31 protein-coding genes are annotated in these 25,381 nt (G+C 68.5%); all 31 read left to right on the plus strand.

All coding sequences use genetic code 11. The features are described from left to right. The first annotated feature begins 29 nt into the window (after nt 1-29). Complete coding sequence (rplJ, locus tag ABZ573_RS10685; RefSeq protein ID WP_132230896.1) at nt 30-575, plus strand: 50S ribosomal protein L10; 546 nt, start codon at nt 30-32, stop codon at nt 573-575. 54 nt (nt 576-629) lie between these two features. Beyond that, on the plus strand, nt 630-1,013 hold the full coding sequence (gene rplL, locus ABZ573_RS10690) for a 50S ribosomal protein L7/L12 (protein ID WP_132230897.1): 384 nt from the start codon (nt 630-632) through the stop codon (nt 1,011-1,013). Nucleotides 1,014-1,584: 571 nt separating this feature from the next. Further along, a complete protein-coding gene (locus ABZ573_RS10695) occupies nt 1,585-5,016 on the plus strand; it encodes a DNA-directed RNA polymerase subunit beta (RefSeq protein ID WP_132230898.1) in 3,432 nt (1,143 codons plus the stop codon). An 80-nt stretch (nt 5,017-5,096) separates the two neighbouring features. After that, the gene (locus ABZ573_RS10700) at nt 5,097-8,984 is read left to right on the plus strand and encodes a DNA-directed RNA polymerase subunit beta' (RefSeq protein ID WP_151453324.1); all 3,888 of its coding nucleotides are present in this window, start codon (nt 5,097-5,099) and stop codon (nt 8,982-8,984) included. Between the two features lie 110 nt (nt 8,985-9,094). Continuing rightward, nucleotides 9,095-9,466 (plus strand): hypothetical protein, encoded by a 372-nt coding sequence (locus tag ABZ573_RS10705; RefSeq protein ID WP_132230900.1) that lies wholly within the window; start codon nt 9,095-9,097, stop codon nt 9,464-9,466. A gap of 504 nt (nt 9,467-9,970) precedes the next feature. Continuing rightward, nucleotides 9,971-10,318 carry a hypothetical protein gene (locus ABZ573_RS10710; RefSeq protein ID WP_327029603.1) on the plus strand — a complete coding sequence of 116 codons (348 nt, stop codon included), beginning with the start codon at nt 9,971-9,973 and terminating at the stop codon, nt 10,316-10,318. Between the two features lie 493 nt (nt 10,319-10,811). After that, a complete protein-coding gene (gene rpsL, locus ABZ573_RS10715; protein ID WP_014440718.1) occupies nt 10,812-11,186 on the plus strand; it encodes a 30S ribosomal protein S12 in 375 nt (124 codons plus the stop codon). A gap of 1 nt (nt 11,187) precedes the next feature. Next, on the plus strand, nt 11,188-11,658 hold the full coding sequence (gene rpsG, locus ABZ573_RS10720) for a 30S ribosomal protein S7 (RefSeq protein WP_077938296.1): 471 nt from the start codon (nt 11,188-11,190) through the stop codon (nt 11,656-11,658). A gap of 76 nt (nt 11,659-11,734) precedes the next feature. Continuing rightward, nucleotides 11,735-13,831 (plus strand): elongation factor G, encoded by a 2,097-nt coding sequence (gene fusA, locus ABZ573_RS10725; RefSeq protein ID WP_151453325.1) that lies wholly within the window; start codon nt 11,735-11,737, stop codon nt 13,829-13,831. A gap of 217 nt (nt 13,832-14,048) precedes the next feature. After that, nucleotides 14,049-15,242 carry an elongation factor Tu gene (tuf, locus tag ABZ573_RS10730; RefSeq protein ID WP_151453326.1) on the plus strand — a complete coding sequence of 398 codons (1,194 nt, stop codon included), beginning with the start codon at nt 14,049-14,051 and terminating at the stop codon, nt 15,240-15,242. Nucleotides 15,243-15,592: 350 nt separating this feature from the next. After that, nucleotides 15,593-15,901, plus strand: coding sequence for a 30S ribosomal protein S10 (gene rpsJ / locus ABZ573_RS10735; RefSeq protein ID WP_007073037.1), 309 nt, complete (start codon nt 15,593-15,595; stop codon nt 15,899-15,901). Nucleotides 15,902-15,912: 11 nt separating this feature from the next. Next, nucleotides 15,913-16,578 (plus strand): 50S ribosomal protein L3, encoded by a 666-nt coding sequence (gene rplC / locus ABZ573_RS10740; RefSeq protein WP_151453327.1) that lies wholly within the window; start codon nt 15,913-15,915, stop codon nt 16,576-16,578. Beyond that, the gene (rplD, locus tag ABZ573_RS10745; RefSeq protein WP_151453328.1) at nt 16,575-17,225 is read left to right on the plus strand and encodes a 50S ribosomal protein L4; all 651 of its coding nucleotides are present in this window, start codon (nt 16,575-16,577) and stop codon (nt 17,223-17,225) included. Before rplC ends, rplD begins: the two co-directional genes overlap by 4 nt. Continuing rightward, nucleotides 17,222-17,524: a 50S ribosomal protein L23 gene (gene rplW, locus ABZ573_RS10750; protein WP_088998352.1), complete on the plus strand. Its 303-nt coding sequence runs from the start codon at nt 17,222-17,224 to the stop codon at nt 17,522-17,524. Before rplD ends, rplW begins: the two co-directional genes overlap by 4 nt. A gap of 12 nt (nt 17,525-17,536) precedes the next feature. Continuing rightward, nucleotides 17,537-18,376 (plus strand): 50S ribosomal protein L2, encoded by an 840-nt coding sequence (gene rplB / locus ABZ573_RS10755; protein WP_091627702.1) that lies wholly within the window; start codon nt 17,537-17,539, stop codon nt 18,374-18,376. Nucleotides 18,377-18,388: 12 nt separating this feature from the next. Then, on the plus strand, nt 18,389-18,670 hold the full coding sequence (rpsS, locus tag ABZ573_RS10760) for a 30S ribosomal protein S19 (protein WP_088647003.1): 282 nt from the start codon (nt 18,389-18,391) through the stop codon (nt 18,668-18,670). Nucleotides 18,671-18,710: 40 nt separating this feature from the next. Beyond that, nucleotides 18,711-19,169 carry a 50S ribosomal protein L22 gene (gene rplV, locus ABZ573_RS10765; protein WP_151453329.1) on the plus strand — a complete coding sequence of 153 codons (459 nt, stop codon included), beginning with the start codon at nt 18,711-18,713 and terminating at the stop codon, nt 19,167-19,169. Then, a complete protein-coding gene (gene rpsC, locus ABZ573_RS10770; protein WP_151453330.1) occupies nt 19,169-20,026 on the plus strand; it encodes a 30S ribosomal protein S3 in 858 nt (285 codons plus the stop codon). Before rplV ends, rpsC begins: the two co-directional genes overlap by 1 nt. Nucleotides 20,027-20,029: 3 nt before the next feature. After that, complete coding sequence (gene rplP, locus ABZ573_RS10775) at nt 20,030-20,455, plus strand: 50S ribosomal protein L16 (RefSeq protein ID WP_007465292.1); 426 nt, start codon at nt 20,030-20,032, stop codon at nt 20,453-20,455. Beyond that, nucleotides 20,455-20,691, plus strand: coding sequence for a 50S ribosomal protein L29 (gene rpmC, locus ABZ573_RS10780; protein ID WP_007073028.1), 237 nt, complete (start codon nt 20,455-20,457; stop codon nt 20,689-20,691). The genes rplP and rpmC overlap by 1 nt, the downstream gene beginning before the upstream one ends. Beyond that, nucleotides 20,688-20,966 (plus strand): 30S ribosomal protein S17, encoded by a 279-nt coding sequence (rpsQ, locus tag ABZ573_RS10785; RefSeq protein WP_151453331.1) that lies wholly within the window; start codon nt 20,688-20,690, stop codon nt 20,964-20,966. The genes rpmC and rpsQ overlap by 4 nt, the downstream gene beginning before the upstream one ends. A gap of 97 nt (nt 20,967-21,063) precedes the next feature. After that, a complete protein-coding gene (gene rplN / locus ABZ573_RS10790; protein ID WP_007465279.1) occupies nt 21,064-21,432 on the plus strand; it encodes a 50S ribosomal protein L14 in 369 nt (122 codons plus the stop codon). Beyond that, entirely contained in the window at nt 21,429-21,749 is a 321-nt protein-coding gene (gene rplX, locus ABZ573_RS10795; protein WP_007465276.1) for a 50S ribosomal protein L24, read from the plus strand. Before rplN ends, rplX begins: the two co-directional genes overlap by 4 nt. Further along, nucleotides 21,749-22,318: a 50S ribosomal protein L5 gene (gene rplE / locus ABZ573_RS10800; RefSeq protein WP_132230905.1), complete on the plus strand. Its 570-nt coding sequence runs from the start codon at nt 21,749-21,751 to the stop codon at nt 22,316-22,318. The genes rplX and rplE overlap by 1 nt, the downstream gene beginning before the upstream one ends. 1 nt (nt 22,319) lies before the next feature. Further along, nucleotides 22,320-22,505 (plus strand): type Z 30S ribosomal protein S14, encoded by a 186-nt coding sequence (locus ABZ573_RS10805; protein WP_007465272.1) that lies wholly within the window; start codon nt 22,320-22,322, stop codon nt 22,503-22,505. A 118-nt stretch (nt 22,506-22,623) separates the two neighbouring features. Further along, complete coding sequence (gene rpsH, locus ABZ573_RS10810) at nt 22,624-23,031, plus strand: 30S ribosomal protein S8 (protein WP_073828943.1); 408 nt, start codon at nt 22,624-22,626, stop codon at nt 23,029-23,031. 16 nt (nt 23,032-23,047) lie between these two features. Then, nucleotides 23,048-23,590, plus strand: a complete 543-nt coding sequence (gene rplF, locus ABZ573_RS10815) for a 50S ribosomal protein L6 (RefSeq protein ID WP_132230906.1) — start codon at nt 23,048-23,050, stop codon at nt 23,588-23,590. Nucleotides 23,591-23,598: 8 nt separating this feature from the next. After that, a complete protein-coding gene (gene rplR / locus ABZ573_RS10820; RefSeq protein WP_172896629.1) occupies nt 23,599-23,976 on the plus strand; it encodes a 50S ribosomal protein L18 in 378 nt (125 codons plus the stop codon). Between the two features lie 33 nt (nt 23,977-24,009). Further along, entirely contained in the window at nt 24,010-24,624 is a 615-nt protein-coding gene (gene rpsE / locus ABZ573_RS10825; protein ID WP_132230907.1) for a 30S ribosomal protein S5, read from the plus strand. Further along, entirely contained in the window at nt 24,624-24,806 is a 183-nt protein-coding gene (rpmD, locus tag ABZ573_RS10830) for a 50S ribosomal protein L30 (protein ID WP_074314584.1), read from the plus strand. The genes rpsE and rpmD overlap by 1 nt, the downstream gene beginning before the upstream one ends. Further along, the gene (rplO, locus tag ABZ573_RS10835) at nt 24,806-25,249 is read left to right on the plus strand and encodes a 50S ribosomal protein L15 (protein WP_121399885.1); all 444 of its coding nucleotides are present in this window, start codon (nt 24,806-24,808) and stop codon (nt 25,247-25,249) included. Before rpmD ends, rplO begins: the two co-directional genes overlap by 1 nt. Nucleotides 25,250-25,381: the final 132 nt, after the last annotated feature.

Genomic DNA, 25,381 nt, shown 5'->3' on the forward strand with positions numbered 1-25,381 from the left:
CCGGCCTCGAGTAACGAGAGAGGAGGGACATGGCGGACAAGCCGATCCGGGCCGACAAGGCCACGGCCGTCGCTGAGCTGACCGAGAGCTTCCGCAACGCGGGTGCCACGGTGCTGACCGAGTACCGCGGTCTGACGGTTTCCCAGCTCACCCAGCTGCGGCGCTCGCTCGGCAAGGAGACCAGCTACACCGTTGCGAAGAACACGCTCGCGAAGCGTGCCGCGACCGACGCTGGTATCTCCGGCCTCGACGAGATGTTCTCCGGTCCTACCGCGCTGACTTTCGTTTCGGGCGACGTCGTCGAGGCGGCGAAGGGGCTTCGCGACTTCGCGAAGGCCAACCCGAAGCTCGTCATCAAGGGCGGTGTCTTCGAGGGCAAGGCCATTACCGCGGCCGAGGTCACGAAGCTCGCCGACCTGGAGTCCCGTGAGGTGCTGCTGGCCAAGCTGGCCGGCGCGATGAAGGGCAACCTGAGCAAGGCCGCGGCCCTGTTCCAGGCCCCGCTGTCGAAGACCGCCCGTCTGGCGGCCGCCCTGCAGGACAAGCGCGAGAAGGAGGGCGCCGAGGCGGCCTGAGGCCCCGCGGCGCACCCAGTTCTTACCTAACAGATTCAGGAAAGGACGCCAGACATGGCGAAGCTCAGCACCGACGAGCTGCTTGACGCGTTCAAGGAGATGACGCTGATCGAGCTCTCCGAGTTCGTGAAGCAGTTCGAGGAGACCTTCGAGGTCACCGCGGCCGCTCCGGTCGCCGTCGCCGGCCCGGCCGGCCCGGCCGCCGCCGCTCCGGTCGAGGAGGAGAAGGACGAGTTCGACGTCATCCTCGAGGCTGACGGCGGCAAGAAGATCCAGGTCATCAAGGTCGTGCGCGAGCTGACCGGCCTGGGCCTCAAGGAGGCCAAGGACCTGGTCGAGGCCGCTCCGAAGGCCGTCCTGGAGAAGGCCAACAAGGAGACCGCCGAGAAGGCGAAGACCAAGCTCGAGGGCGAGGGCGCCAAGGTCACCCTCAAGTGACCTGACGTACCACCAGGCGCGTGTCCGGCTCGGTGAGCCGGGGCACACCGCGTCACGGCGGGCGGTGATCCGACACTGGATCGCCGCCCGCCTTCGTGGTGGATCCGGCGACAGGGGCAGTGAGCAGGGCGTCGACGCGCCGCCACGGTCGGCGACCGGGGCCCGGGAGTAGCCCGTCGGTGGGAAAGAAGCGGCGACCCGGATGCCGGGCCTTGACGCGGCCCCGCACCGACAGGCACGCTGACACAGCAAGACCTTCCGCGCTTGCAACGGCCACCACTTGGGTAATGGCAGCGGCGACACCATCGGCCGCGGCACCTGAGCGGCCCGGCAGGAACGTCGCGTTCCGAGCGGCCCGGTTCGACCCCGGTTCAGGGGTCCCGAGGCACGTTCCGCGACGACCTGCGGGTTGGGCTGGACAGCGGTTAGCCTCTCGGCTACACTGCTAGTTTGCGCTGCCTTCCGACTTGACCCCTGCTCGGAAATGTCCGTTTACGGATATTTCTGGTGGGGTCATTGGAGTGCACGCGTACCAGCCGTTCTGCAGCACCGGTCCTCGGAAGGACGCATCTTGGCAGCTTCCCGCCCTGCGAAGACCAGTCGTACGTCGAGCGCATTCGCTCCCCGCCGAGTTTCATTCGGCAGGATCACCGAACACCTCGAGGTCCCCAACCTCCTCGCCATCCAGAACGAGTCCTTCGACTGGCTCGTCGGCAACGAGGCTTGGCAGGGCCGGTCGGCGGACGACCCGCACGCACGCTCGGGTCTCGCGGAGATCCTCGACGAGATCAGTCCCATTGAGGACTTCTCCGGCACCATGTCGCTCTCCTTCTCGGCTCCGCGCTTCGACGAGGTCAAGGCCTCGATCGAGGAGTGCAAGGAGAAGGACCTGACCTACTGCGCCCCGCTCTTCGTGACCGCGGAGTTCACCAACAACACCACCGGCGAGATCAAGAGCCAGACGGTGTTCATGGGTGACTTCCCGATGATGACGCCGAAGGGCACCTTCATCATCAACGGCACCGAGCGCGTCGTGGTCAGCCAGCTCGTCCGGTCCCCGGGCGTCTACTTCGACAAGCAGCCGGACAAGACCTCCGACCGCGACCTCACCAGCGTCAAGGTCATTCCCAGCCGGGGCGCCTGGCTGGAGTTCGACATCGACAAGCGCGACACGGTCGGCGTCCGCATCGACCGCAAGCGCCGGCAGGCCGTCACCGTCCTGCTCAAGGCCGTCGGTTGGTCGGCCGAGCGCATCCGCGAGCGGTTCGGCTGGTCCGAGCTGATGATGACCACGCTCGAGAAGGACCACATCGCCGGCGCGGACGAGGCGTTGCTCGACATCTACCGGAAGCTCCGCCCTGGCGAGCCGCCGACCCGCGAGAACGCCCAGACCCTGCTCGACAACCTCTTCTTCAACCCGAAGCGGTACGACGTCGCCAAGGTCGGTCGTTACAAGTTCAACAAGAAGCTCGAGCTGGAGGTGCCGATCACGACCGGCACCCTGACCGAGGACGACATCGTCGCCACCGTGGAGTACCTCTGCCGGCTGCACGCCGGTGAGGACGGCTACGAGGCCGACGACATCGACCACTTCGGCAACCGGCGCCTGCGTACCGTGGGTGAGCTGATCCAGAACCAGGTCCGGGTCGGTCTGTCCCGGATGGAGCGGGTCGTCCGCGAGCGGATGACCACCCAGGACGTCGAGGCGATCACGCCGCAGACCCTGATCAACATCCGTCCCGTGGTGGCGGCGATCAAGGAGTTCTTCGGCACGTCGCAGCTGTCCCAGTTCATGGACCAGACCAACCCGCTGGCGGGCCTGACCCACCGGCGCCGGCTGAGCGCGCTCGGCCCGGGTGGTCTGTCCCGGGAGCGGGCCGGCTTCGAGGTCCGCGACGTGCACCCGTCCCACTACGGCCGGATGTGCCCGATCGAGACGCCGGAAGGCCCGAACATCGGTCTGATCGGCGCGCTGTCCACCTTCGCCCGGGTCAACCCGTTCGGCTTCATCGAGACGCCGTACCGGAAGGTCGTCGACGGTCGGGTCACCGACCAGATCGACTACCTGACCGCGGACGAGGAGGACCGGTTCGTCAAGGCGCAGGCCAACGCGCCGCTGAAGGCCGACGGCACGTTCGCCGAGGACCGGGTCCTGTGCCGCCGTAAGGGCGGCGAGACCGAGGACGTGGTGCCGAGCGCCGTCGACTACATGGACGTGTCGCCGCGGCAGATGACCTCGGTCGCCACCGCGATGATCCCGTTCCTCGAGCACGACGACGCCAACCGGGCGCTGATGGGCGCCAACATGCAGCGCCAGGCGGTGCCGCTGGTCAAGGCCGAGTCCCCGCTCGTCGGCACCGGCATGGAATACCGTGCCGCGGTCGACGCCGGTGACGTGGTCGTCGCCGAGGTCGGCGGCGTCATCGAGGACCTCTGCGCCGACTACATCACCATCCACCAGGACGACGGCCACCGCCGCACGTACCTGCTGCACAAGTTCCGCCGCTCCAACGCCGGCTCCTGTGTCAACCAGAAGCCGGTCGTCTTCGAGGGCGACCGCGTCGAGGCCGGTCAGGTCATCGCCGACGGTCCGTGCACCGACGAGGGCGAGATGGCGCTCGGGCGCAACCTGCTCGTGGCGTTCATGTGCTGGGAGGGCCACAACTACGAGGACGCGATCATCCTGTCGCAGCGCCTCGTGCAGCAGGACGTGCTCACCTCGATCCACATCGAGGAGCACGAGGTCGACGCCCGGGACACCAAGCTGGGCCCGGAGGAGATCACCCGCGACATCCCGAACGTCAGCGAGGAGATGCTCGCCGACCTCGACGAGCGCGGCATCATCCGGATCGGCGCCGAGGTCGTCCCCGGCGACATCCTGGTCGGCAAGGTCACGCCCAAGGGCGAGACCGAGCTGACCCCGGAGGAGCGGCTGCTCCGCGCGATCTTCGGTGAGAAGGCGCGCGAGGTCCGCGACACCTCGCTGAAGGTGCCGCACGGCGAGACCGGCACGGTCATCGGCGTGCGTACCTTCTCCCGCGAGGACGGCGACGAGCTGCCGCCGGGCGTCAACGAGCTGGTCCGGGTCTACGTCGCCCAGAAGCGGAAGATCCAGGACGGCGACAAGCTCGCCGGCCGGCACGGCAACAAGGGCGTCATCTCCAAGATCCTGCCGATCGAGGACATGCCGTTCCTGGAGGACGGCACGCCCGTCGACATCGTGCTCAACCCGCTCGGTGTGCCGTCCCGGATGAACATCGGCCAGGTGCTGGAGACACACCTTGGCTGGGTGGCGAAGACGGGCTGGAGCGTCGACGGCGACGACGCCGAGTGGAAGCGCCAGCTGCGCTCCATCGAGGCGCACGAGTCGGAGCCGGACACCAACGTGGCCACGCCGGTCTTCGACGGTGCCCGCGAGGAGGAGATCTCCGGCCTGCTGGCGTCGACCCTGCCCAACCGGGACGGCAAGCAGCTGATCGGTTCCACCGGCAAGGCGCAGCTGTTCGACGGTCGCTCCGGCGAGCCGCTGCCGGACCCGATCGCGGTCGGCTACATCTACATCCTGAAGCTCAACCACCTGGTCGACGACAAGATCCACGCCCGGTCGACCGGTCCGTACTCGATGATCACGCAGCAGCCGCTGGGTGGTAAGGCGCAGTTCGGTGGCCAGCGCTTCGGCGAGATGGAGTGCTGGGCGATGCAGGCGTACGGCGCCGCGTACGCCCTGCAGGAGCTGTTGACGATCAAGTCCGACGACGTCCTCGGCCGGGTCAAGGTCTACGAGGCCATCGTCAAGGGCGAGAACATCCCGGAGCCGGGCATCCCGGAGTCGTTCAAGGTGCTGCTCAAGGAGCTGCAGTCGCTGTGCCTCAACGTCGAGGTGCTGTCCAGCGACGGCGTGGCCCTGGAGATGCGCGAGACCGACGACGAGGTGTTCCGCGCCGCGGAGGAGCTGGGCATCGACCTGTCCCGGCGCGAGCCGAGCTCGGTCGAAGAGGTCTGAGGTGAGCGGTCGGGGGCCGGCTCGCCGGCTCCCGACCCCACCCACTAGCTAGCAGTACAGACGACGACATAGGGGACATAGTGCTCGACGTCAACTTCTTCGACGAGCTGCGCATCGGCCTCGCCACCGCTGACGACATCCGTCAGTGGTCGCACGGTGAGGTCAAGAAGCCTGAGACGATCAACTACCGCACCCTGAAGCCGGAAAAGGACGGGCTCTTCTGCGAGAAGATCTTCGGTCCGCAGCGGGACTGGGAGTGCTACTGCGGTAAGTACAAGCGGGTCCGGTTCAAGGGCATCATCTGCGAGCGCTGCGGCGTCGAGGTGACGCGGTCGAAGGTCCGCCGCGAGCGGATGGGGCACATCGAGCTCGCCGCGCCGGTGACCCACATCTGGTACTTCAAGGGCGTGCCGAGCCGGCTGGGCTACCTGCTGGACCTCGCCCCCAAGGACCTCGAAAAGATCATCTACTTCGCCTCGTACGTCGTGACGAGCGTGGACGCCGAGTCGCGTCACCGTGACCTCTCGACGATCGAGAACGAGATCCTGGCCGAGAAGCGGCAGGCCGAGAACAGCCGCGACTCGGAGATCGAGAAGCGGGCCACCAAGCTCGAGGCCGACCTGGCCGAGCTGGAGGCCGAGGGTGCCAAGGCGGACGTCCGGCGCAAGGTCAAGGAGGGCGGAGAGCGCGAGATGCGCCAGATCCGCGACCGGGCCCAGCGCGAGATCGACCGCCTAGACGAGGTGCTGGACACCTTCCGCAAGCTGGAGCCGAAGCAGCTCGTCACCGACGAACTGCTCTACCGCGAGCTGCGGGACCGGTTCGGCGAGTACTTCACCGGCGGCATGGGCGCCGAGGCCATCAAGGCGCTGGTCCAGAACATGGACCTCGACGCCGAGGCCGAGAACCTGCGCGAGACCATCCGCTCCGGCAAGGGCCAGCGGAAGATCCGGGCGCTCAAGCGGCTCAAGGTCGTCGCGGCGTTCCTGAACACCCGCAACTCGCCGCTCGGCATGGTGCTCGACTGCGTGCCGGTCATCCCGCCGGACCTGCGCCCGATGGTGCAGCTCGACGGTGGCCGCTTCGCGACCTCCGACCTGAACGACCTGTACCGCCGCGTGATCAACCGGAACAACCGCCTCAAGCGGCTGATCGACCTCGGCGCGCCCGAGATCATCGTCAACAACGAGAAGCGGATGCTCCAGGAGGCCGTCGACGCGCTGTTCGACAACGGCCGCCGCGGCCGGCCGGTCACCGGGCCGGGCAACCGCCCGCTGAAGTCGCTCTCCGACATGCTCAAGGGCAAGCAGGGCCGGTTCCGGCAGAACCTGCTGGGCAAGCGCGTCGACTACTCCGGCCGTTCGGTCATCGTCGTCGGCCCGAAGCTGAAGCTGCACCAGTGCGGCCTGCCCAAGCAGATGGCGCTGGAGCTGTTCAAGCCGTTCGTGATGAAGCGGCTGGTCGACCTCAACCACGCGCAGAACATCAAGTCCGCCAAGCGGATGGTCGAGCGGCAGCGCCCGGTCGTGTGGGACGTGCTCGAAGAGGTCATCGGCGAGCACCCGGTCCTGCTGAACCGGGCGCCGACCCTGCACCGCCTGGGCATCCAGGCCTTCGAGCCGCAGCTCGTCGAGGGCAAGGCCATCCAGATCCACCCGCTGGTCTGCACCGCGTTCAACGCCGACTTCGACGGTGACCAGATGGCGGTGCACGTGCCGCTGTCCGCCGAGGCCCAGGCCGAGGCGCGGATCCTGATGCTGTCGTCGAACAACATCCTCAAGCCGGCCGACGGCAAGCCCGTCACCATGCCCACCCAGGACATGGTCATCGGCCTCTACCACCTCACCCACCTCACGGCGGGCGAGAAGGGCGAGGGCCGGGCGTTCAGCTCGGACGCCGAGGCGCGGATGGCGTACGACAACGGCGAGCTGCACCTGCAGGCCCCGGTGAAGATCCGCCTGCGTGGCGTGGTCGGGGTCGACAACGGCGCCGGCGCCGAGGCGTGGACCGCCCCGGAGGGCTGGGTCGAGGGCGAGCCGCTGACCGTCGAGACGACCCTCGGTCGGGTGCTGTTCAACGAGACGCTGCCGCAGGGCTACCGCTTCGTGAACTACGAGATCCGCAAGGGTCAGCTCTCCGCGATCGTCAACGACCTCGCCGAGCGCTTCCCCAAGGTGGCGCTGGCCGCCACCCTGGACGGGCTCAAGGAGGCCGGCTTCCACTGGGCCACCTGGTCCGGCGTGACGATCGGCATGGAGGACGTCATCGCCCCGCCGCGCAAGCGGGAGATCCTGGAGCGGTACGAGAAGGAAGCCGACCAGATCGACAAGCAGTACCAGCGCGGTCTGATGACCCCGGAGGAGCGTCGCGGCGAGCTCATCCAGATCTGGACCAAGGCGACCAACGAGGTTGCCAAGGAGATGGACACCGCTCTGCCGCAGGAGAACCCGCTGTGGAAGATGATCAACTCGGGTGCTCGCGGTAACCTCCTCCAGCTCCGGCAGATCGCGGCGATCCGTGGTCTGGTGGCCAACCCGAAGGGCGAGATCATCCCGCGGCCGATCAAGGCCAGCTACCGGGAGGGTCTGTCCGTGCTGGAGTACTTCATCTCCACGCACGGTGCCCGTAAGGGTCTCGCGGACACCGCCCTGCGTACCGCCGACTCGGGTTACCTGACCCGTCGTCTGGTGGACGTCTCGCAGGACGTCATCATCCGCGAGGAGGACTGCGGCACCGACCGCGCCATCCCGATGCAGATCGGCGAGCGGATCGACGGCAAGCTGGTCGTGCACGAGCACGCCGAGACCAGCGTGCACGCCCGGACGCTGGCCGACGACATCAAGGGGCCGGACGGCGTCGTCGTCGCCGAGCGGGGTCAGGACATCAACTCGATCCTGGTCGACAAGATCGTCGCCGCCGGTACGGAGACGGTCCGGGTGCGCAGCGTGCTCACCTGCGAGTCGAAGCTGGGCGTCTGCGGTGCGTGCTACGGCCGCTCGCTGCCGACCGGCAAGACCGTGGACGTCGGCGAGGCGGTCGGCATCATCGCCGCCCAGTCGATCGGTGAGCCCGGTACGCAGCTGACGATGCGTACCTTCCACACCGGTGGCGTCGCGGGTGAGGACATCACCCAGGGTCTGCCCCGTGTCCAGGAGATCTTCGAGGCCCGGGTCCCGAAGGGCAAGGCGCCCATCGCCGACACCCCGGGTCGGATCCGGATCGAGGACGGCGAGCGCTCGCGGAAGATCATCGTGGTGCCGGACGACGGCAGCGACGAGATCGTCTACGACAAGATCTCCAAGCGGGTCCGGCTGCGGACCCACGACGGCGGTCACGTCGCGGTCGGCGAGAAGCTGACCGAGGGCACCATCGACCCGCACGAGCTGCTGCGGATCATGGGTCCGCGTGCGGTCCAGGTCCACCTGACCAGTGAGGTCCAGGAGGTCTACCGCTCGCAGGGTGTGCTCATCCACGACAAGCACATCGAGATCATCATCCGCCAGATGCTCAAGCGGGTGACGGTCATCGACTCCGGCTCGACCGAGTTCCTGCCGGGCGTGCTGGTCGACCGGGCGCTGTTCGAGTCGGAGAACCGCCGACTCGTCTCCGAGGGCGGCGAGCCCGCCGCCGGCCGTCCGGTGCTGATGGGTATCACCAAGGCCTCGCTGGCCACCGACTCCTGGCTCTCGGCGGCCTCCTTCCAGGAGACCACCCGGGTGCTGACCGACGCGGCGATCAACTCGCGCAGCGACTCGCTCGTCGGCCTCAAGGAGAACGTGATCATCGGTAAGCTCATCCCGGCCGGTACGGGCATCAGCAAGTACCGCAACGTCCGGGTCGAGCCGACCGAGGAGGCGAAGGCCAAGGTCTACTCGATGACCGGCTACCCGGAGACCGACTACGGCTTCGGGCCGGCCAGCGGCCAGGCGGTTCCGCTGGACGACTTCGACTTCGGGTCGTACCGCTAAGCAGCACGATCGACGAGGCCCCCGGCACGCGCCGGGGGCCTCGTCGCGTCCCGGGGCCTGGGTGGCCCGTGCGGGCGCCGCGGCGGAGCGCACCGGGGCATGATGGGGGCATGACGACCGCACCCGGGCAGGCGCCCGTCGCCCAGCCGGGGCTGCCCCGCCATCCGCTCGACCCGGACCCGGCCCGGGCCACCAAGGCGCGGGCGGTCTTCGCACTCGGCCTGATCGGCGCGCTGACCGGCCTGTTCATCGGCGGCGTGGTGCCGGCCACGGTGGCGCTCCAGCTCGCCCGCCAGGCGCGCCGGGAGGCGTACGCCTCGGGGGGTTTCCTGACCGGCTCCGCCTGGCTGCGGCGGGGGGAGCGGCTGGCCTGGACGGGCCTGGTGCTCGTCGCCGTCAGCGTGGTGGCCGCGGTGGTGCTCGGGGTGGTCCGGCTCGCCGACACGCCCTACGGGCAGGACTTCGCACCGAACATGGACTGACCGACCGCCCGAGCGGAACGGGTCTCGCGCCGGGCGCGGGCCGTCGGGCCGGCGGCGGTAGCCTGGCCCGGTGTCCGTCGCGCGGCGGTGGACGCCGAGACGTCGACAGGAGGACCCGTGACGGAACCGGCGCGCTACCCGGGCGGCGATCCCGTGGCGCACCCCGCCGCGCATCCCGACGCCCCGCCCGGCGGGACGCCGTGGGCGCGACCCGACGCGGGCACTCCGTCCGTCGCGCCGGGGTACCCGCCGCCGGTGGCGCCCATGAACGCCCCGTCCGGGGGAGGGGACCCGGGCCCGCCGCCGGCGTCGCCCTGGGGCGCCTCGCCCGGGGCAGGGGTCCCGGGCCCGTCGTCGGTGTCCCCGTGGGGTGCCTCGCCCGGGGCAGGGGGGCCGTCGCCGGCCCCGGGGTGGGGTCCGGGCCCGTTCGCCCCGCCATCGCCGCCGCGCGAGGCCGCCCGGCCGCCGAAGCGGGTCGACCCGGTCGCGGGCACGTCCTTCGGCGTGGTGCACCTCGACGTGCCGCCGGTCACCTCCGGCCTGGCCGTGGGTTCGCTGGTGGCCGGGATCGTCTCGACGCTTGTCGCGTTGCTCGTGATCTGTGTCGGCGCGGTCGGCGGCGTGGGCGGCGCCTGGGCGGCCGGCGCCTTCACGGTGCTGGGCGTCCTGGCCGGCGCGGGCGCCGTCGTGGCCGGCCTGCTGGGGATGCGGCAGATCCGGCGTCCGGCCGCCCCGCCGGCGGTCCGGTTCACCGGGCGGGGCCTGGCGGTGGCCGGCGTCAGCTGTGGCGGGGCGGGGCTGCTGCTCAGCCTGCTCGGCCTGGGGCTGGCGTTGCTGCTGACGCTCGGGTGACGCCCGCGCCCGCCCGTGAGGCGTGACGGCGGCCGTGACGGGGTCGACGGGCCGGTCCGCGCGGAAGCCGGTACACTTGGGTCCGTAGGTGCCCACCACGGGCGGGTAGGCGCGACGGGTTCGATCGGCAGGCGGTGGACGCTCCGCAGGCCGCTCCGTTTTGACCTGTGCGGTTGTGGTAGGTACTCTTTCCCCTTGTGCCCGGGCCAGCCCGGGCAACTCGTGCGTGCGCTGGATCCGGTGAGCCGGAGATCGCGTGGGAGCACGACAAAGCCAAAGATCCGGCGCGCGGCCTGCCGTGCGCCGGTGCAAGACCCCGTCGACAACGCGCGAGCGTCGGCGGCGGGGCCGTGAGCTGGGCGACACGCCCGACCGCGGGTGCCGGGACCACCGCGAGGTGGCCCTGGTCGGAATGTAGGAGAGTCGACCATCTGGTCGGCTACGGCAGACGGTGCGGCCGCCACCAGGCGGTCGAAGGGAGCGGAGAAACCCGGTGCCCACGATCCAGCAGCTGGTCCGAAAGGGCCGCCAGGCTAAGACGAGTAAGACCAAGACCCCGGCGCTGAAGGGTTCCCCTCAGCGGCGCGGCGTGTGCACCCGCGTGTACACCACCACCCCGAAGAAGCCGAACTCGGCGCTGCGCAAGGTCGCTCGTGTCAAGCTCAGCAGCCAGATCGAGGTGACCGCCTACATCCCGGGCGTCGGCCACAACCTGCAGGAGCACTCGATCGTGCTCGTCCGCGGCGGCCGGGTGAAGGACCTCCCCGGCGTGCGTTACAAGATCGTCCGCGGTTCGCTGGACACCCAGGGTGTCCGCAACCGCAAGCAGGCGCGCAGCCGTTACGGCGCGAAGAAGGAGAAGAGCTGACATGCCGCGTAAGGGACCCGCTCCGCGGAAGCCGCTGGTCGCTGACCCGGTGTACAACTCGCCGCTGGTCACCCAGTTGGTGAACAAGATCCTCCTGCGCGGTAAGCGTCAGCTCGCCGAGCGCATCGTCTACGCCGCCCTCGAGGGCTGCCGTGAGAAGTCCGGCACCGACCCGGTCGTCACCCTCAAGCGGGCGATGGACAACGTCAAGCCGACTCTCGAGGTGCGTAGCCGCCGCGTCGGTGGCGCCACCTACCAGGTCCCGGTCGAGGTCCGCCCCGCCCGGGCGACCACCCTGGGCCTGCGCTGGCTGGTCACCTACTCCCGCGCCCGTCGTGAGAAGACCATGATCGAGCGGCTGATGAACGAGCTGCTGGACGCGAGCAACGGCCTCGGTGCCGCCGTCAAGCGGCGCGAGGACACGCACAAGATGGCCGAGTCCAACAAGGCCTTCGCGCACTACCGCTGGTAACACCCTGGTTCCGGCGCCCGCGAGGGCGCCGGAACCGCCACCAGTTGTGTCGAGACGACGATAAGTAGGGATTGAAGTGGCCGCCGCAGACGCGCTCGCCAACGTACGCAACATCGGCATCATGGCCCACATCGATGCCGGTAAGACCACCACCACCGAGCGGATCCTGTTCTACACCGGCATCACGTACAAGATCGGTGAGGTCCACGAGGGCGGTGCCGTCATGGACTGGATGGAGCAGGAGCAGGAGCGTGGTATCACCATCACCTCCGCTGCTACCAAGTGTGAGTGGAAGGGCCACACGATCCAGATCATCGACACGCCCGGCCACGTCGACTTCACGGTCGAGGTCGAGCGGTCGCTGCGGGTGCTGGACGGCGCGGTCGCGGTCTACGACGGTGTCGCCGGCGTGGAGCCGCAGACGGAGAACGTCTGGCGGCAGGCGGACAAGTACAACGTCCCCCGGATGTGCTTCGTCAACAAGCTCGACCGGACCGGTGCCGACTTCTTCCGCTGCGTGCAGATGATGATCGACCGGCTCAACGCCACCCCGCTGGTCCTCCAGATCCCGATCGGCGCCGAGTCCGACTTCATCGGCGTGGTCGACCTGGTCGAGATGCGGGCCCTCACCTGGCGCGGCGAGACGCAGAAGGGTGAGGACTACGCGATCGAGGAGATCCCGGCCGACCTCGCCGACTCCGCCGCGGAGTGGCGCGAGAAGCTGGTGGAGACCCTGGCCGACGTCGACGACGCGGTGATGGAGAAGTACCTGGAGGGCGAGGAGATCTCCGTCGAGGAGATGAAGGACGCCATCCGTCGGGCCACCATCGCCGGCAAGGCCAACCCGGTCCTCACCGGCACCGCCTTCAAGAACAAGGGCATCCAGCCGATGCTGGACGCGGTCATCGCGTACCTGCCGTCGCCGCTGGACATCCCCGCGATCGAGGGTACGGCCACCGACGGCGAGACCCCGCTGCAGCGGAAGCCGTCGAAGTCGGAGCCCTTCTCGGGCCTCGCCTTCAAGATCCAGACGGACAAGCACCTCGGCAAGCTCACCTACGTGCGGATCTACTCCGGCACGCTCGAGTCCGGCTCCCAGGTGGTCAACTCCACCAAGGACCGCAAGGAGCGGATCGGCAAGATCTACCAGATGCACGCCAACAAGCGGGAAGAGCGCAGCTCGGCCCAGGCTGGCGACATCATCGCGGTGCAGGGTCTCAAGCAGACCACCACCGGTGACACCCTGTGCGACCCGGCGAACCCGGTCATCCTGGAGTCGATGACCTTCCCGGAGCCGGTCATCGAGGTCGCCATCGAGCCGAAGACCAAGGCCGACCAGGAGAAGCTCAGCACCGCCATCCAGCGGCTGGCCGAGGAGGACCCGACCTTCCGCGTCAAGCTGGACGACCAGACCGGTCAGACGGTCATCTCCGGCATGGGCGAGCTGCACCTGGACATCCTGGTCGACCGGATGCGCCGCGAGTTCAACGTCGAGGCCAACATCGGTAAGCCGCAGGTGGCGTACCGCGAGACCATCCGCCGCAAGGTGGACAAGGTCGAGTACACCCACAAGAAGCAGACCGGTGGTTCCGGCCAGTACGCCCGGGTGATCATCAGCCTGGAGCCGCTGCCGCTCGGCAACGACGCCCCGACCTACGAGTTCGCCAACGCCGTCACCGGTGGCCGCATCCCCCGGGAGTTCATCCCGTCGGTGGACGCGGGCGCGCAGGACGCCATGCAGTACGGCATCCTCGCCGGCTTCCCGCTGGTGGGTGTCAAGCTCACCCTGCTGGACGGCCAGTACCACGAGGTCGACTCGTCGGAAATGGCATTCAAGATCGCCGGCTCGATGGTGATGAAGGAGGCGGCTCGCAAGGCCGACCCCGCGCTCCTCGAGCCGATGATGGCCGTTGAGGTCACCACTCCTGAGGAGAACATGGGTGACGTCATCGGCGACCTCAACTCCCGCCGCGGCATCATCCAGGCGATGGAGGAGCGCAGCGGCGCCCGCGTCGTCAAGGCTCTGGTGCCGTTGTCGGAGATGTTCGGCTACGTCGGCGACCTGCGGTCGAAGACCCAGGGCCGGGCTAGCTACAGCATGCAGTTCGACTCCTACGCCGAGGTTCCGTCCTCGGTCGCGAAGGAGATCATCGCCAAGGCGACGGGTGAGTGACCCTCACCTGACGTGATCGATGATCCGAGGCGGTCGCGGGAGGGTGCTCCCGCCCGCGACCACCTCGGTCGGAACGCGTGAGACCGGGCCTGTAGGCTTCATCGCCGCAGAACCCACCAAAGCTCTCCGGCCGTCAGGCCGGAAAGGCTGTCGACAGAGTCCTAAGCGCCGACCGGCGCGCCGGGCGTACGAACCAAGAAGTCCACAGGAGGACCCAGTGGCGAAGGCGAAGTTCGAGCGGACTAAGCCGCACGTCAACATCGGCACCATTGGTCACATCGACCACGGTAAGACGACGCTGACGGCGGCCATCACCAAGGTCCTGCACGACCAGTACCCGGACCTGAACCCGTACACGCCGTTCGACGAGATCGACAAGGCGCCGGAGGAGAAGGCCCGCGGCATCACGATCTCCATCGCGCACGTCGAGTACCAGACCGAGGCGCGGCACTACGCGCACGTCGACTGCCCCGGTCACGCCGACTACATCAAGAACATGATCACCGGTGCCGCCCAGATGGACGGCGCGATCCTGGTGGTCGCGGCGACCGACGGCCCGATGCCGCAGACCCGCGAGCACGTGCTGCTGGCCCGCCAGGTCGGCGTGCCGTACATCGTCGTGGCGCTCAACAAGAGCGACATGGTCGACGACGAGGAGCTCCTGGAGCTCGTCGAGCTCGAGGTCCGTGAGCTGCTGTCGAACCAGGAGTACCCGGGCGACGACCTGCCGGTCGTGCGGGTCTCGGCGCTGAAGGCCCTCGAGGGTGACCCCGAGTGGACCGGCAAGCTGCTGGACCTGATGACCGCGGTCGACACCGCGATCCCGCAGCCGGAGCGCGAGACCGAGAAGCCGTTCCTCATGCCCATCGAGGACGTCTTCACGATCACCGGTCGTGGCACGGTCGTCACCGGCCGCGCCGAGCGTGGCGTGCTCAAGCCGAACGAGGAGGTGGAGATCGTCGGCATCCGCGAGAAGTCGATGAAGACCACCTGCACCGGCATCGAGATGTTCCGCAAGCTGCTCGACGAGGCCCGCGCGGGCGAGAACGTCGGTCTGCTGCTGCGTGGCATCAAGCGCGAGGACGTCGAGCGCGGCATGGTCGTCATCAAGCCGGGCACCACGACCCCGCACACGGAGTTCGAGGCGACGGTCTACATCCTCTCCAAGGAGGAGGGTGGCCGCCACACCCCGTTCTTCCAGAACTACCGTCCGCAGTTCTACTTCCGGACCACGGACGTCACCGGTGTCGTCACCCTCCCCGAGGGCACCGAGATGGTCATGCCGGGTGACAACACCACCATGACGGTGAAGCTGATCCAGCCCATCGCCATGGAGGAGAACCTCAAGTTCGCGATCCGCGAGGGTGGCCGCACCGTCGGCGCCGGGTTCGTCACCAAGATCATCAAGTGAGCTAGGTAACCCCGATTAGACCCGCCGCCGGTCGTGCGGCATACTAGTCAGGTTGCGTAACGACAGTTCGCTGCCTGTGTTCGGCTTTCGCTGAACCTCCGGGTGGCAGAGCAGTCGAGCGTAGGGTGGTTGGCGGCCCGTCCGCCAACCACCCTCGCACGGCGTTCAGGTCGCGGTAGTGCGATCGACGCCTTGACCCACCGCGCGGTCAGAGTCGCTCCGGAGTCCCGGGGCGGAGCCTGGCCCGAGGGCGCGACACGCCCGACCGCGGGGGTCGGCGAAGTGGGCCTGTGCCAGCCGGTACAGGCGCCCGCAACACAGCGGCATCGAGAGAAGGAACAGAAGCCACCATGGCGGGACAGAAGATCCGCATCCGGCTCAAGGCCTATGACCACGAGGTCGTCGACTCCTCGGCTCGGAAGATCGTCGAGACGGTGACGCGTACCGGGGCGCAGGTCGCGGGCCCGGTGCCGCTGCCCACGGAGATCAACCGTTTCTGCGTTATCCGCTCGCCGCACAAGTACAAGGACTCGCGCGAGCACTTCGAGATGCGCACGCACAAGCGGCTGATCGACATCATCGACCCGACCCCGAAGACGGTCGACTCGCTCATGCGCCTCGACCTGCCGGCTGGCGTCGACATCGAGATCAAGCTGTAGGGACCGGACAAATGGACAGGCAAGTCAAGGGGATCCTGGGCGCCAAGCTCGGCATGACCCAGGTCTGGGACAACAACCGTGTTGTCCCGGTGACCGTGGTCGAGGCCGGCCCGTGCGTCATCAGCCAGGTTCGTAGCGCCGAGAAGGACGGTTACTCCGCGGTCCAGCTCGCGTATGGCACGATCGACCCGCGCAAGGTCAAGAAGCCGATCAGCGGGCACTACGCGAAGGCCGACGTCGCGCCGCGCCGGCACATCGTCGAGCTGCGCACCGCCGACGCGGCGGACTACTCGCTCGGCCAGGAGATCACGGTCGAGGAGTTCCCGGTCGGCGTCTCCATCGACGTGACCGGCAAGACCAAGGGCAAGGGCTACGCCGGCCCGATGAAGCGGCACGGCTTCCACGGTCTGCGCGCCAGCCACGGTGTCGAGCGCAAGCACCGCTCGCCGGGCTCCATCGGCGCCTGCGCCACCCCGGGTCGTGTCTTCAAGGGCACCCGGATGGCCGGCCGCATGGGTGGCGTGCGCTACACCGTGCAGAACCTGACCGTCCAGGCGGTCGACACCGAGAACAACCTCCTGCTCGTCCGTGGCGCCATTCCCGGCCCCAAGGGCGCGCTGGTCCTGGTCCGTACCGCGGCCAAGACCAAGGCGAAGAAGGGCGGTGCGGCCAAGTGACCACCGTTGACGTCCTCACCGTCGAAGGCTCCAAGAGCGGCTCCGTCGAGCTGCCCGCCGACATCTTCGACGTCCAGGCCAACGTCGCGCTGATGCACCAGGTCGTGGTGGCCCAGCTCGCGGCGGCCCGGCAGGGCACGCACAAGGTCAAGACCCGCGGCGAGGTCGCCGGTGGCGGCAAGAAGCCGTACAAGCAGAAGGGCACCGGTCGCGCCCGGCAGGGCTCGATCCGCGCGCCGCAGTTCGCCGGCGGTGGCGTCGTGCACGGCCCCGTGCCGCGCGACTACAGCCAGCGGACCCCGAAGAAGATGAAGGCCGCCGCCCTGCGTGGCGCCCTCTCCGACCGGGCCCGCGCCGGGCAGGTGCACGTCGTCGAGGCGTTCGTCTCGGGTGAGAAGCCGTCGACCAAGGCCGCCCTGGCCACGCTGACCAAGCTGACCGAGGCCCGTCGGGTCCTGGTCGTGCTGAGCAGCACCGACGAGCTGAACTGGGTGTCGCTGCGCAACGAGCCGCGGGTGCACCTGATCGAGGCCGGCCAGCTCAACACGTACGACGTGCTGGTGGCCGACGACGTGGTCTTCACCAAGGACGCCCTGGACGAGTTCCTGGGTGTTCCCGCCGAGACCACCGAGGAGGGTGGCAAGTGAGCACGATCGCCGACCCGCGCGACATCATCGTGGCGCCGGTCGTCTCGGAGAAGAGCTACAGCGAGCTGAACCGCAACTGGTACACCTTCCTGGTGCACCCGGACGCGAACAAGACCGAGATCAAGATCGCGATCCAGCAGATCTTCGACGTCCGCGTCCTGACGGTCAACACGCTCAACCGCCAGGGCAAGCGCAAGCGGACCAAGACCGGTTTCGGGCAGCGTAAGGCCACCAAGCGGGCGATCGTGAAGCTGGCTGACGGTGACCGTATCGAGGCCTTCGGCGGCCCGGTCAGCTGAGGGGTGTAGACAATGGCTATCCGTAAGTACAAGCCGACGACGCCGGGCCGGCGTGGCTCCAGCGTCGCCGACTTCGCTGAGATCACCCGGTCGACGCCCGAGAAGTCGCTGCTGGCTCCGCTGCCGAAGAAGGGCGGGCGTAACGCCCACGGCCGGATCACCGCGCGGCACCACGGTGGCGGCCACAAGCGCCAGTACCGTCTGATCGACTTCAAGCGGGTCGACAAGGACGGCGTGCCGGCGAAGGTCGCCCACATCGAGTACGACCCGAACCGCACCGCGCGCATCGCGCTGCTGCACTACGCCGACGGCGAGAAGCGCTACATCCTCGCGCCGAAGGACATGAAGCAGGGCGACCGCGTCGAGTCGGGTCCGGGCGCCGACATCAAGCCGGGCAACAACCTGCCGCTGCGCAACATCCCGGTCGGTACCACGATCCACAACGTGGAGCTGCGTCCGGGCGGCGGCGCCAAGCTGGCCCGCTCGGCCGGCGTCGGCATCCAGCTGCTCGGCCGTGAGGGTGTGTACGCGACCCTGCGCATGCCGTCCGGCGAGATCCGGCGGGTCGACGTCCGCTGCCGCGCCAGCATCGGCGAGATCGGCAACGCCGACCAGTCGAACATCAACTGGGGCAAGGCCGGCCGTATGCGGTGGAAGGGCAAGCGCCCGACCGTCCGTGGTGTCGCGATGAACCCGGTCGACCACCCGCACGGTGGTGGTGAGGGTAAGACCTCCGGTGGTCGCCACCCGGTCAACCCGCAGGGTAAGCCCGAGGGCCGCACCCGTCGTAAGGGCCAGCCGAGTGACCGGCTGATCGTCCGCCGCCGCTACGCCACGCGTAAGCGCGGCTGAGGGAGATAAGACATGCCTCGCAGCCTGAAGAAGGGCCCGTTCATCGACGACCACCTGCTCAAGAAGGTGGAGACGCAGAACGACAAGGGCTCGAAGAACGTCATCAAGACCTGGTCGCGGCGCTCGACGATCATCCCCGAGATGCTGGGCCACACGATCGCCGTGCACGACGGACGCAAGCACGTCCCGGTGTTCGTGACCGAGGCGATGGTCGGGCACAAGCTCGGCGAGTTCGCGCTGACCCGCACGTTCAAGGGTCACGAGAAGGACGACCGGAAGAGCCGTCGGCGCTGACGCCGCGGGCATACGGATAGAGGAACAAGGGGTTACAGCGATGCCAGGAAAGGGCGACGCTCCGGTGCTTCCGGGCGCGCGGGCGATTGCGCGGCACGTGCGCATCTCGCCGATGAAGGCGCGCCGGGTGGTCAACCTCGTCCGCGGCCTGCCCGCGAAGGAGGCGCTCACGGTGCTGCAGTTCGCGCCGCAGGCTGCGAGCGAGCAGGTGTACAAGGTGCTCGCGAGCGCCATCGCCAACGCGGAGAACAACGAGCGGCTGGACCCCGACGCGCTGCTCGTCAGCGAGGCGTACGTCGACGAGGGCCCGACCATGAAGCGGTTCCAGCCGCGGGCGCAGGGCCGGGCGTACCGGATCCGCAAGCGCACCTGCCACATCACCGTCGCGGTGGAGGCGGTGGCGCCGGCCGCGCCGAAGAAGGCGGCCGCGAAGAAGGCTGCCCCGGCGAAGCAGGCGGAGCCGGCCGAGACGCAGAGCAAGACGGAGGGCGCCGAGTAATGGGTCAGAAGGTTCACCCGCACGGGTTCCGGCTCGGCATCTCGACCGACTGGAAGTCCCGCTGGTTCGCGGACAAGCTCTACAAGGACTACATCGGCGAGGATGTCAAGATCCGCCGCATGATGTCCAAGGGCCTCGAGCGCGCCGGCATCTCCAAGGTCGACATCGAGCGCACCCGCGACCGGGTCCGCGTCGACATCCACACCGCCCGGCCGGGCATCGTCATCGGCCGTAAGGGTGCGGAGGCCGACCGGATCCGCGGCGAGCTCGAGAAGCTGACCGGCAAGCAGGTCCAGCTGAACATCATCGAGGTGAAGAACCCCGAGTCGGACGCGCAGCTCGTCGCACAGGGTGTGGCCGAGCAGCTCTCCAGCCGGGTCAGCTTCCGTCGGGCGATGCGCAAGGCCATGCAGTCCGCGATGAAGAACCCGGTCTGCAAGGGCATCCGGGTCCAGGTCTCGGGTCGCCTCGGCGGCGCCGAGATGAGCCGGACCGAGTTCTACCGCGAGGGCCGGGTTCCGCTGCACACGCTGCGGGCCAACATCGAGTACGGCTTCTTCGAGGCCCGTACGAGCTTCGGCCGGATCGGCGTGAAGGTCTGGATCTACAAGGGCGACGCGGTGCCGGGCCGGGAGACCCCGACCGAGGCTCCGTCGCGTCCGCGCCGTGACCGTGGCGACCGCCCGGAGCGGCCGCGCCGTGGTCGGTCCGGCTCGTCCGGCACGACCGCCGGCGGGACCGAGGCCGGCCGGGCCGCCGCCGCGACGACCATCGCGCAGCAGGCCGAGACGCCGAGTGGTGACGCGGTGGATCCCGCCGCCGTCGCCGCCGCGGCAGAAACGCAGCAGGAGGGCTGACAGATGCTGATGCCGCGCAAGCCCCCGAAGGGCTTCCGCAAGCCGCACCACCCGGACCGCAGTGGCGCGTCCAAGGGTGGTAACCGGGTGGTGTTCGGCGAGTTCGGGATCCAGGCTCTCGAGCCGGCGTACGTGACGAACCGCCAGATCGAGTCGGCGCGTATCGCGATGACCCGCCACATCAAGCGTGGTGGCAAGGTCTGGATCACGATCTTCCCGGACCAGGCTCTCACCAAGAAGCCGGCGGAGACCCGGATGGGTTCCGGTAAGGGCTCGCCCGAGTGGTGGGTCGCCAACGTCAAGCCGGGGCGGGTTCTCTTCGAGATGTCCTTCCCCAACGAGCAGATCGCGCGAGAGGCGATGCGTCGCGCGATCCACAAGCTCCCGATGAAGTGCCGCATTGTTACGCGCGAAGTGGGTGAATCCTGATGGCAGCGGGCGTTAAGGCCTCCGAGCTGCGTGAGCTCTCCGAGGAGGAGCTGGTCACGAAGCTGCGCGAGGCCAAGGCGGAGCTGTTCAACCTCCGCGTGCAGGCCGCGACCGGCCAGCTGGACAACAACCGGCGGTTGCAGGTCATCCGTCGGGAGATCGCCCGGATCTACACGATCATGCGTGAGCGCGAGCTGGGTCTCTCGGCCGCGCCGACTGAGGTGACTGCATCATGAGCGAGAACACCACCACCGCCGCCGCGCGGGCCCGCCGCAAGGTGCGTGAGGGCCTCGTGGTCAGCGACAAGATGGAAAAGACCGTCGTCGTCGAGGTCGAGGACCGGGTCAAGCACGCGCTGTACGGCAAGATCATGCGCCGTACGCGCAAGTTGAAGGTGCACGACGAGCAGAACACCGCCGGCATCGGCGACCGGGTCATGATCATGGAGACCCGGCCGCTGTCCGCCACGAAGCGGTGGCGGATCGTGGAGATCCTGGAAAAGGCCAAGTAGCGAAGGCTCGAGCTCGCCCGGCGTCAGTCGGGCGCGGGTTCCGCCAGGCTCCGGCCGCCATGCGCGGCCGGAGAACCGGCAGACATAGGAGATAGACGTGATTCAGCAGGAGTCGCGACTGCGCGTCGCCGACAACACGGGTGCCCGGGAGATCCTGTGCATCCGGGTTCTCGGTGGCTCCGGTCGGCGCTACGCGAGTATCGGCGACGTCATCGTGGCCACCGTCAAGGACGCGATCCCGGGTGCCGGTGTGAAGAAGGGCGACGTCGTCAAGGCCGTCGTCGTTCGCACCGCCAAGGAGAGGCGGCGGCCGGACGGTTCGTACATCCGCTTCGACGAGAACGCCGCCGTCATCATCAAGGACGGCGGGGACCCGCGCGGTACCCGCATCTTCGGCCCGGTGGGCCGGGAGCTGCGGGACAAGCGGTTCATGAAGATCATCTCTCTCGCGCCGGAGGTGTTGTGACCGTGAAGGTCAAGAAGGGCGACACGGTCGTCGTCATCGCCGGCAAGGACAAGGGTGCCAAGGGTAAGGTCATCGCGGCCTACCCGCGGCAGGACAAGGTCCTGGTCGAGGGCGTGAACCGGGTCAAGAAGCACACCCGCATCAGCACCACCCAGCGTGGCGCCAAGACCGGTGGCATCGTCACCCAGGAGGCCCCGATCCACGTCTCGAACGTGCAGGTCCTGGACTCCGACGGCAAGCCGACCCGCGTCGGTTACCGGATCGACGACAACGGCCAGAAGGTCCGCATCGCGCGTAGCACCGGTAAGGACCTGTGATGACCACGGCTACCGAAACCAAGACCATGCCGCGCCTCAAGGAGCGGTACCGCAACGAGATCGTGGCGCAGCTGCAGGAGCAGCACCAGTTCGGCAACCCGATGCAGGTGCCGCGGCTCGTCAAGATCGTCGTCAACATGGGTGTCGGCGAGGCCGCCCGGGACGCCAAGCTGATCGACGGCGCCGTCCGGGACCTGGCCACCATCACCGGCCAGAAGCCGCAGGTGCGGCGGGCGACCAAGTCCATCGCGCAGTTCAAGCTCCGCGAGGGCATGCCGATCGGCGCGAAGGTGACCCTCCGCGGCGACCGGATGTGGGAGTTCCTGGACCGGCTGCTGTCGATCGCGCTGCCGCGTATCCGCGACTTCCGCGGTCTGGACGGGCGCAAGCTCGACGGGCACGGCAACTACACGTTCGGTCTGACCGAGCAGTCGGTGTTCCACGAGATCGACCAGGACAAGATCGATCGGCAGCGGGGCATGGACATCACGGTGGTCACGACCGCCACGACCGACGACGAGGGCCGGGCGCTGCTCAAGCTCCTGGGCTTCCCGTTCAAGGAGAACTGAGATGGCCAAGAAGGCGCTGATCATCAAGGCGGCCGCGAAGCCGAAGTTCTCGGTTCGCGCGTACACCCGCTGCCAGCGGTGCGGGCGCCCCAAGGCGGTCTACCGCAAGTTCGGTCTCTGCCGGGTCTGCATCCGGGAGATGGCCCACCGCGGTGAGCTGCCGGGCGTGTCCAAGGCTTCCTGGTAAGGGCGACCGCGTCCCGGCCTTCGGGCCGGGACCCCTTGCACCGATCACGTATTGCTCTTCGCCGTAGGCCCGGGGCGTGTCGCCTCGGGAACCCCGGCGAGAAAGGCTGACGAAATCCATGACGATGACCGACCCGATCGCAGACATGCTCACGCGTCTGCGTAACGCCAACCAGGCGTACCACGACCAGGTGACGATGCCCTACTCGAAGATCAAGGCGAACATCGCCGAGGTCCTCAAGGCCGAGGGCTACATCGCCACCTGGTCGGTCGAGGAGCCCGAGGAGGGCGCCGTCGGCAAGCGACTGGTCGTCGAGCTGAAGTACGGCCAGAACCGGGAGCGGAGCCTGGCCGGCATCAAGCGAGTGTCCAAGCCCGGTCTGCGGGTTTACGCCAAGTCGGACGGGCTCCCGCGGGTGCTCGGCGGGCTGGGCGTGGCGATCATTTCGACGTCCCAGGGGCTGCTGACCGACCGGCAGGCCCGCAAGCGGAGCGTTGGCGGGGAAGTCCTCGCCTTCGTCTGGTAACGGGAGACAGGTAGAAATGTCGCGTATTGGACGTAAGTCGATCCCGGTGCCGACCGGCGTCGACATCACGATCGACGGGCAGACCGTCAAGGTCAAGGGCCCGAAGGGCGAGCTCTCGCACACCCTGGCCGAGCCGATCACGATCGACCGGGCCGAGGACGGGCAGCTGAACGTCAACCGCCCGAACGACGAGCGCAAGGCCAAGGAACTGCACGGCCTCAGCCGTACCCTGGTCGCCAACATGATCGTCGGCGTCACCGAGGGGTACCGCAAGAGCCTGGAGATCGCCGGCACCGGTTACCGCGTGACCGCCAAGGGCAAGGACCTGGAGTTCGCGCTCGGGTTCTCGCACCCGGTGCACGTGCCGGCGCCGGACGGCATCACCTTCACGGTGGAGAGGCCGACGCTGTTCCACGTGGCCGGCATCGACAAGCAGCTCGTCGGTGAGGTTGCCGCCAACATCCGGAAGATCCGCCCGCCGGAGCCCTACAAGGGCAAGGGCGTGAAGTACCAGGGCGAGGTCATCCGCCGCAAGGCTGGAAAGGCAGGTAAGAAGTGAGCGCCACGCTGCTCAAGCGCCGCCGCGGCGTCGCCGCCAAGCGTGCCGTCGGGCGTGCGCGCCGGCACTTCCGGGTCCGCAAGAACGTCAGCGGCACCGCCGAGCGTCCCCGCCTCGTGGTCACCCGCTCCCTGCGGCACATCGTGGCCCAGATCGTGGACGACACCAAGGGTCACACCCTGGCGTCGGCCTCGACCCTGGACGCCTCGCTGCGCGGCACGGAGGGCGACAAGAGCGCCCTGGCCGGCAAGGTCGGCGCCCTGCTCGCCGAGCGTGCCAAGGCCGCCGGCGTCTCCAAGGTCGTCTTCGACCGCGGTGGCAACCGGTACGCGGGGCGGGTCGCCGCGCTTGCCGACGCCGCCCGCGAAGCCGGGCTCGAGTTCTAGAAACCCCGTCACGAGAGAGAAGGAAGGCTGCTGATGCCAGGTCAACAGCGCCGTGGCGGCGGGTCCGGTGGCAACGAGGGTGGTCGCCGCGACAACCGCCGTGAGGGCGGCCGCGGAAACGCGCCCGTCGAGAAGACCCCGCACCTCGAGCGGGTCGTCGCGATCAACCGCGTCGCCAAGGTCGTGAAGGGCGGTCGTCGCTTCAGCTTCACCGCCCTGGTGATCGTGGGCGACGGCGACGGCACCGTCGGTGTGGGCTACGGAAAGGCCAAGGAGGTGCCCGCGGCGATCGCCAAGGGCGTCGAGGAGGCCAAGAAGCACTTCTTCAAGGTGCCGCGGATCGCCGCGTCGATCCCGCACCCGGTGACGGGTGAGGCCGCGGCCGGTGTGGTGCTGCTCAAGCCGGCGTCCGCCGGTACGGGTGTCATCGCCGGTGGCCCGGTGCGTGCCGTGCTGGAGTGCGCGGGTATCCACGACGTGCTCTCCAAGAGCCTCGGTTCGTCGAACCCGATCAACATCGTGCACGCCACCGTGGCGGCGCTGAAGGGGCTCGAGTCCCCCGAGGCCGTCGCCGCCCGTCGTGGCCTGCCGGTCGAGGACGTCGCGCCGGCCGCCATGCTGGCGTCGCGGGCGGGGGTGGCTTCCTGATGGCTCGCCTGAAGGTCACCCAGGTCCGGTCCGGGATCGGGACCAAGCAGAACCAGCGTGACTCGCTGCGTTCGCTCGGTCTCAAGCGGATCAACGACGTGGTGGTCAAGGAGGACCGTCCGGAGATCCGCGGCATGATCTTCACGGTCAACCACCTCGTGAAGGTCGAGGAGGTCGAGTAATGACGATCAAGGTCCACCACCTGCGCCCGGCGCCCGGTGCCAAGACCGCGAAGACCCGTGTGGGTCGCGGTGAGGGCTCCAAGGGCAAGACCGCCGGTCGCGGTACCAAGGGTTCCAAGGCCCGCAAGAACATCTCGGCGGCGTTCGAGGGTGGGCAGATGCCCATCCACATGCGCCTGCCGAAGATGAAGGGCTTCAAGAACAAGTTCAAGGTGGTCTTCCAGGTGGTCAACCTGGACCGGCTCGCCGAGCTGTTCCCGAACGGCGGCCAGGTCGGCCCGCTCGAGCTGGTCGAGGCCGGCGCGGTCCGCAAGGGCCACCCGGTCAAGGTCCTCGGCACCGGGGACCTGGGCGGGGTCGCTCTCCAGGTGTCGGCGCACGCGTTCAGTGCGTCGGCCAAGGAGAAGATCACCGCCGCCGGTGGCTCCGTCACCGAGCTGTAAGGGCTGCACGATCCAAGGCGCCCGCTCAGTTCTCGAAACTGGGCGGGCGTCATGGTCTGCCTGGCATGTGTGCGCCGGGTAACATCGGATTCGGTTTATGTAGCCGGGCACATCTGCCCGGACGGGGATCGG

The sequence above is a fragment of the Micromonospora sp. NPDC007220 genome, from assembly GCF_040634035.1.
Lineage (GTDB): Bacteria > Actinomycetota > Actinomycetes > Mycobacteriales > Micromonosporaceae > Micromonospora > Micromonospora reichwaldensis.

Bases quoted from the DNA above. Each gene is read 5' to 3' on its own strand.
- ABZ573_RS10805 (WP_007465272.1), top strand. From the start codon at position 22,320: ATGGCCAAGAAGGCGCTGATCATCAAGGCGGCCGCGAAGCCGAAGTTC.
- rpsQ (WP_151453331.1), top strand. From the start codon at position 20,688: ATGAGCGAGAACACCACCACCGCCGCCGCGCGGGCCCGCCGCAAGGTG.
- rplP (WP_007465292.1), top strand. From the start codon at position 20,030: ATGCTGATGCCGCGCAAGCCCCCGAAGGGCTTCCGCAAGCCGCACCAC.
- rplJ (WP_132230896.1), top strand. From the start codon at position 30: ATGGCGGACAAGCCGATCCGGGCCGACAAGGCCACGGCCGTCGCTGAG.
- rpsG (WP_077938296.1), top strand. From the start codon at position 11,188: ATGCCGCGTAAGGGACCCGCTCCGCGGAAGCCGCTGGTCGCTGACCCG.
- ABZ573_RS10705 (WP_132230900.1), top strand. From the start codon at position 9,095: ATGACGACCGCACCCGGGCAGGCGCCCGTCGCCCAGCCGGGGCTGCCC.
- rplF (WP_132230906.1), top strand. From the start codon at position 23,048: ATGTCGCGTATTGGACGTAAGTCGATCCCGGTGCCGACCGGCGTCGAC.
- rplE (WP_132230905.1), top strand. From the start codon at position 21,749: ATGACCACGGCTACCGAAACCAAGACCATGCCGCGCCTCAAGGAGCGG.
- rpsH (WP_073828943.1), top strand. From the start codon at position 22,624: ATGACGATGACCGACCCGATCGCAGACATGCTCACGCGTCTGCGTAAC.
- rpsC (WP_151453330.1), top strand. From the start codon at position 19,169: ATGGGTCAGAAGGTTCACCCGCACGGGTTCCGGCTCGGCATCTCGACC.
- rpmD (WP_074314584.1), top strand. From the start codon at position 24,624: ATGGCTCGCCTGAAGGTCACCCAGGTCCGGTCCGGGATCGGGACCAAG.
- rplV (WP_151453329.1), top strand. From the start codon at position 18,711: ATGCCAGGAAAGGGCGACGCTCCGGTGCTTCCGGGCGCGCGGGCGATT.
- rplO (WP_121399885.1), top strand. From the start codon at position 24,806: ATGACGATCAAGGTCCACCACCTGCGCCCGGCGCCCGGTGCCAAGACC.
- rplL (WP_132230897.1), top strand. From the start codon at position 630: ATGGCGAAGCTCAGCACCGACGAGCTGCTTGACGCGTTCAAGGAGATG.
- rplC (WP_151453327.1), top strand. From the start codon at position 15,913: ATGGACAGGCAAGTCAAGGGGATCCTGGGCGCCAAGCTCGGCATGACC.
- rpsS (WP_088647003.1), top strand. From the start codon at position 18,389: ATGCCTCGCAGCCTGAAGAAGGGCCCGTTCATCGACGACCACCTGCTC.
- rplB (WP_091627702.1), top strand. From the start codon at position 17,537: ATGGCTATCCGTAAGTACAAGCCGACGACGCCGGGCCGGCGTGGCTCC.
- rpsE (WP_132230907.1), top strand. From the start codon at position 24,010: ATGCCAGGTCAACAGCGCCGTGGCGGCGGGTCCGGTGGCAACGAGGGT.
- rpsJ (WP_007073037.1), top strand. From the start codon at position 15,593: ATGGCGGGACAGAAGATCCGCATCCGGCTCAAGGCCTATGACCACGAG.
- rpmC (WP_007073028.1), top strand. From the start codon at position 20,455: ATGGCAGCGGGCGTTAAGGCCTCCGAGCTGCGTGAGCTCTCCGAGGAG.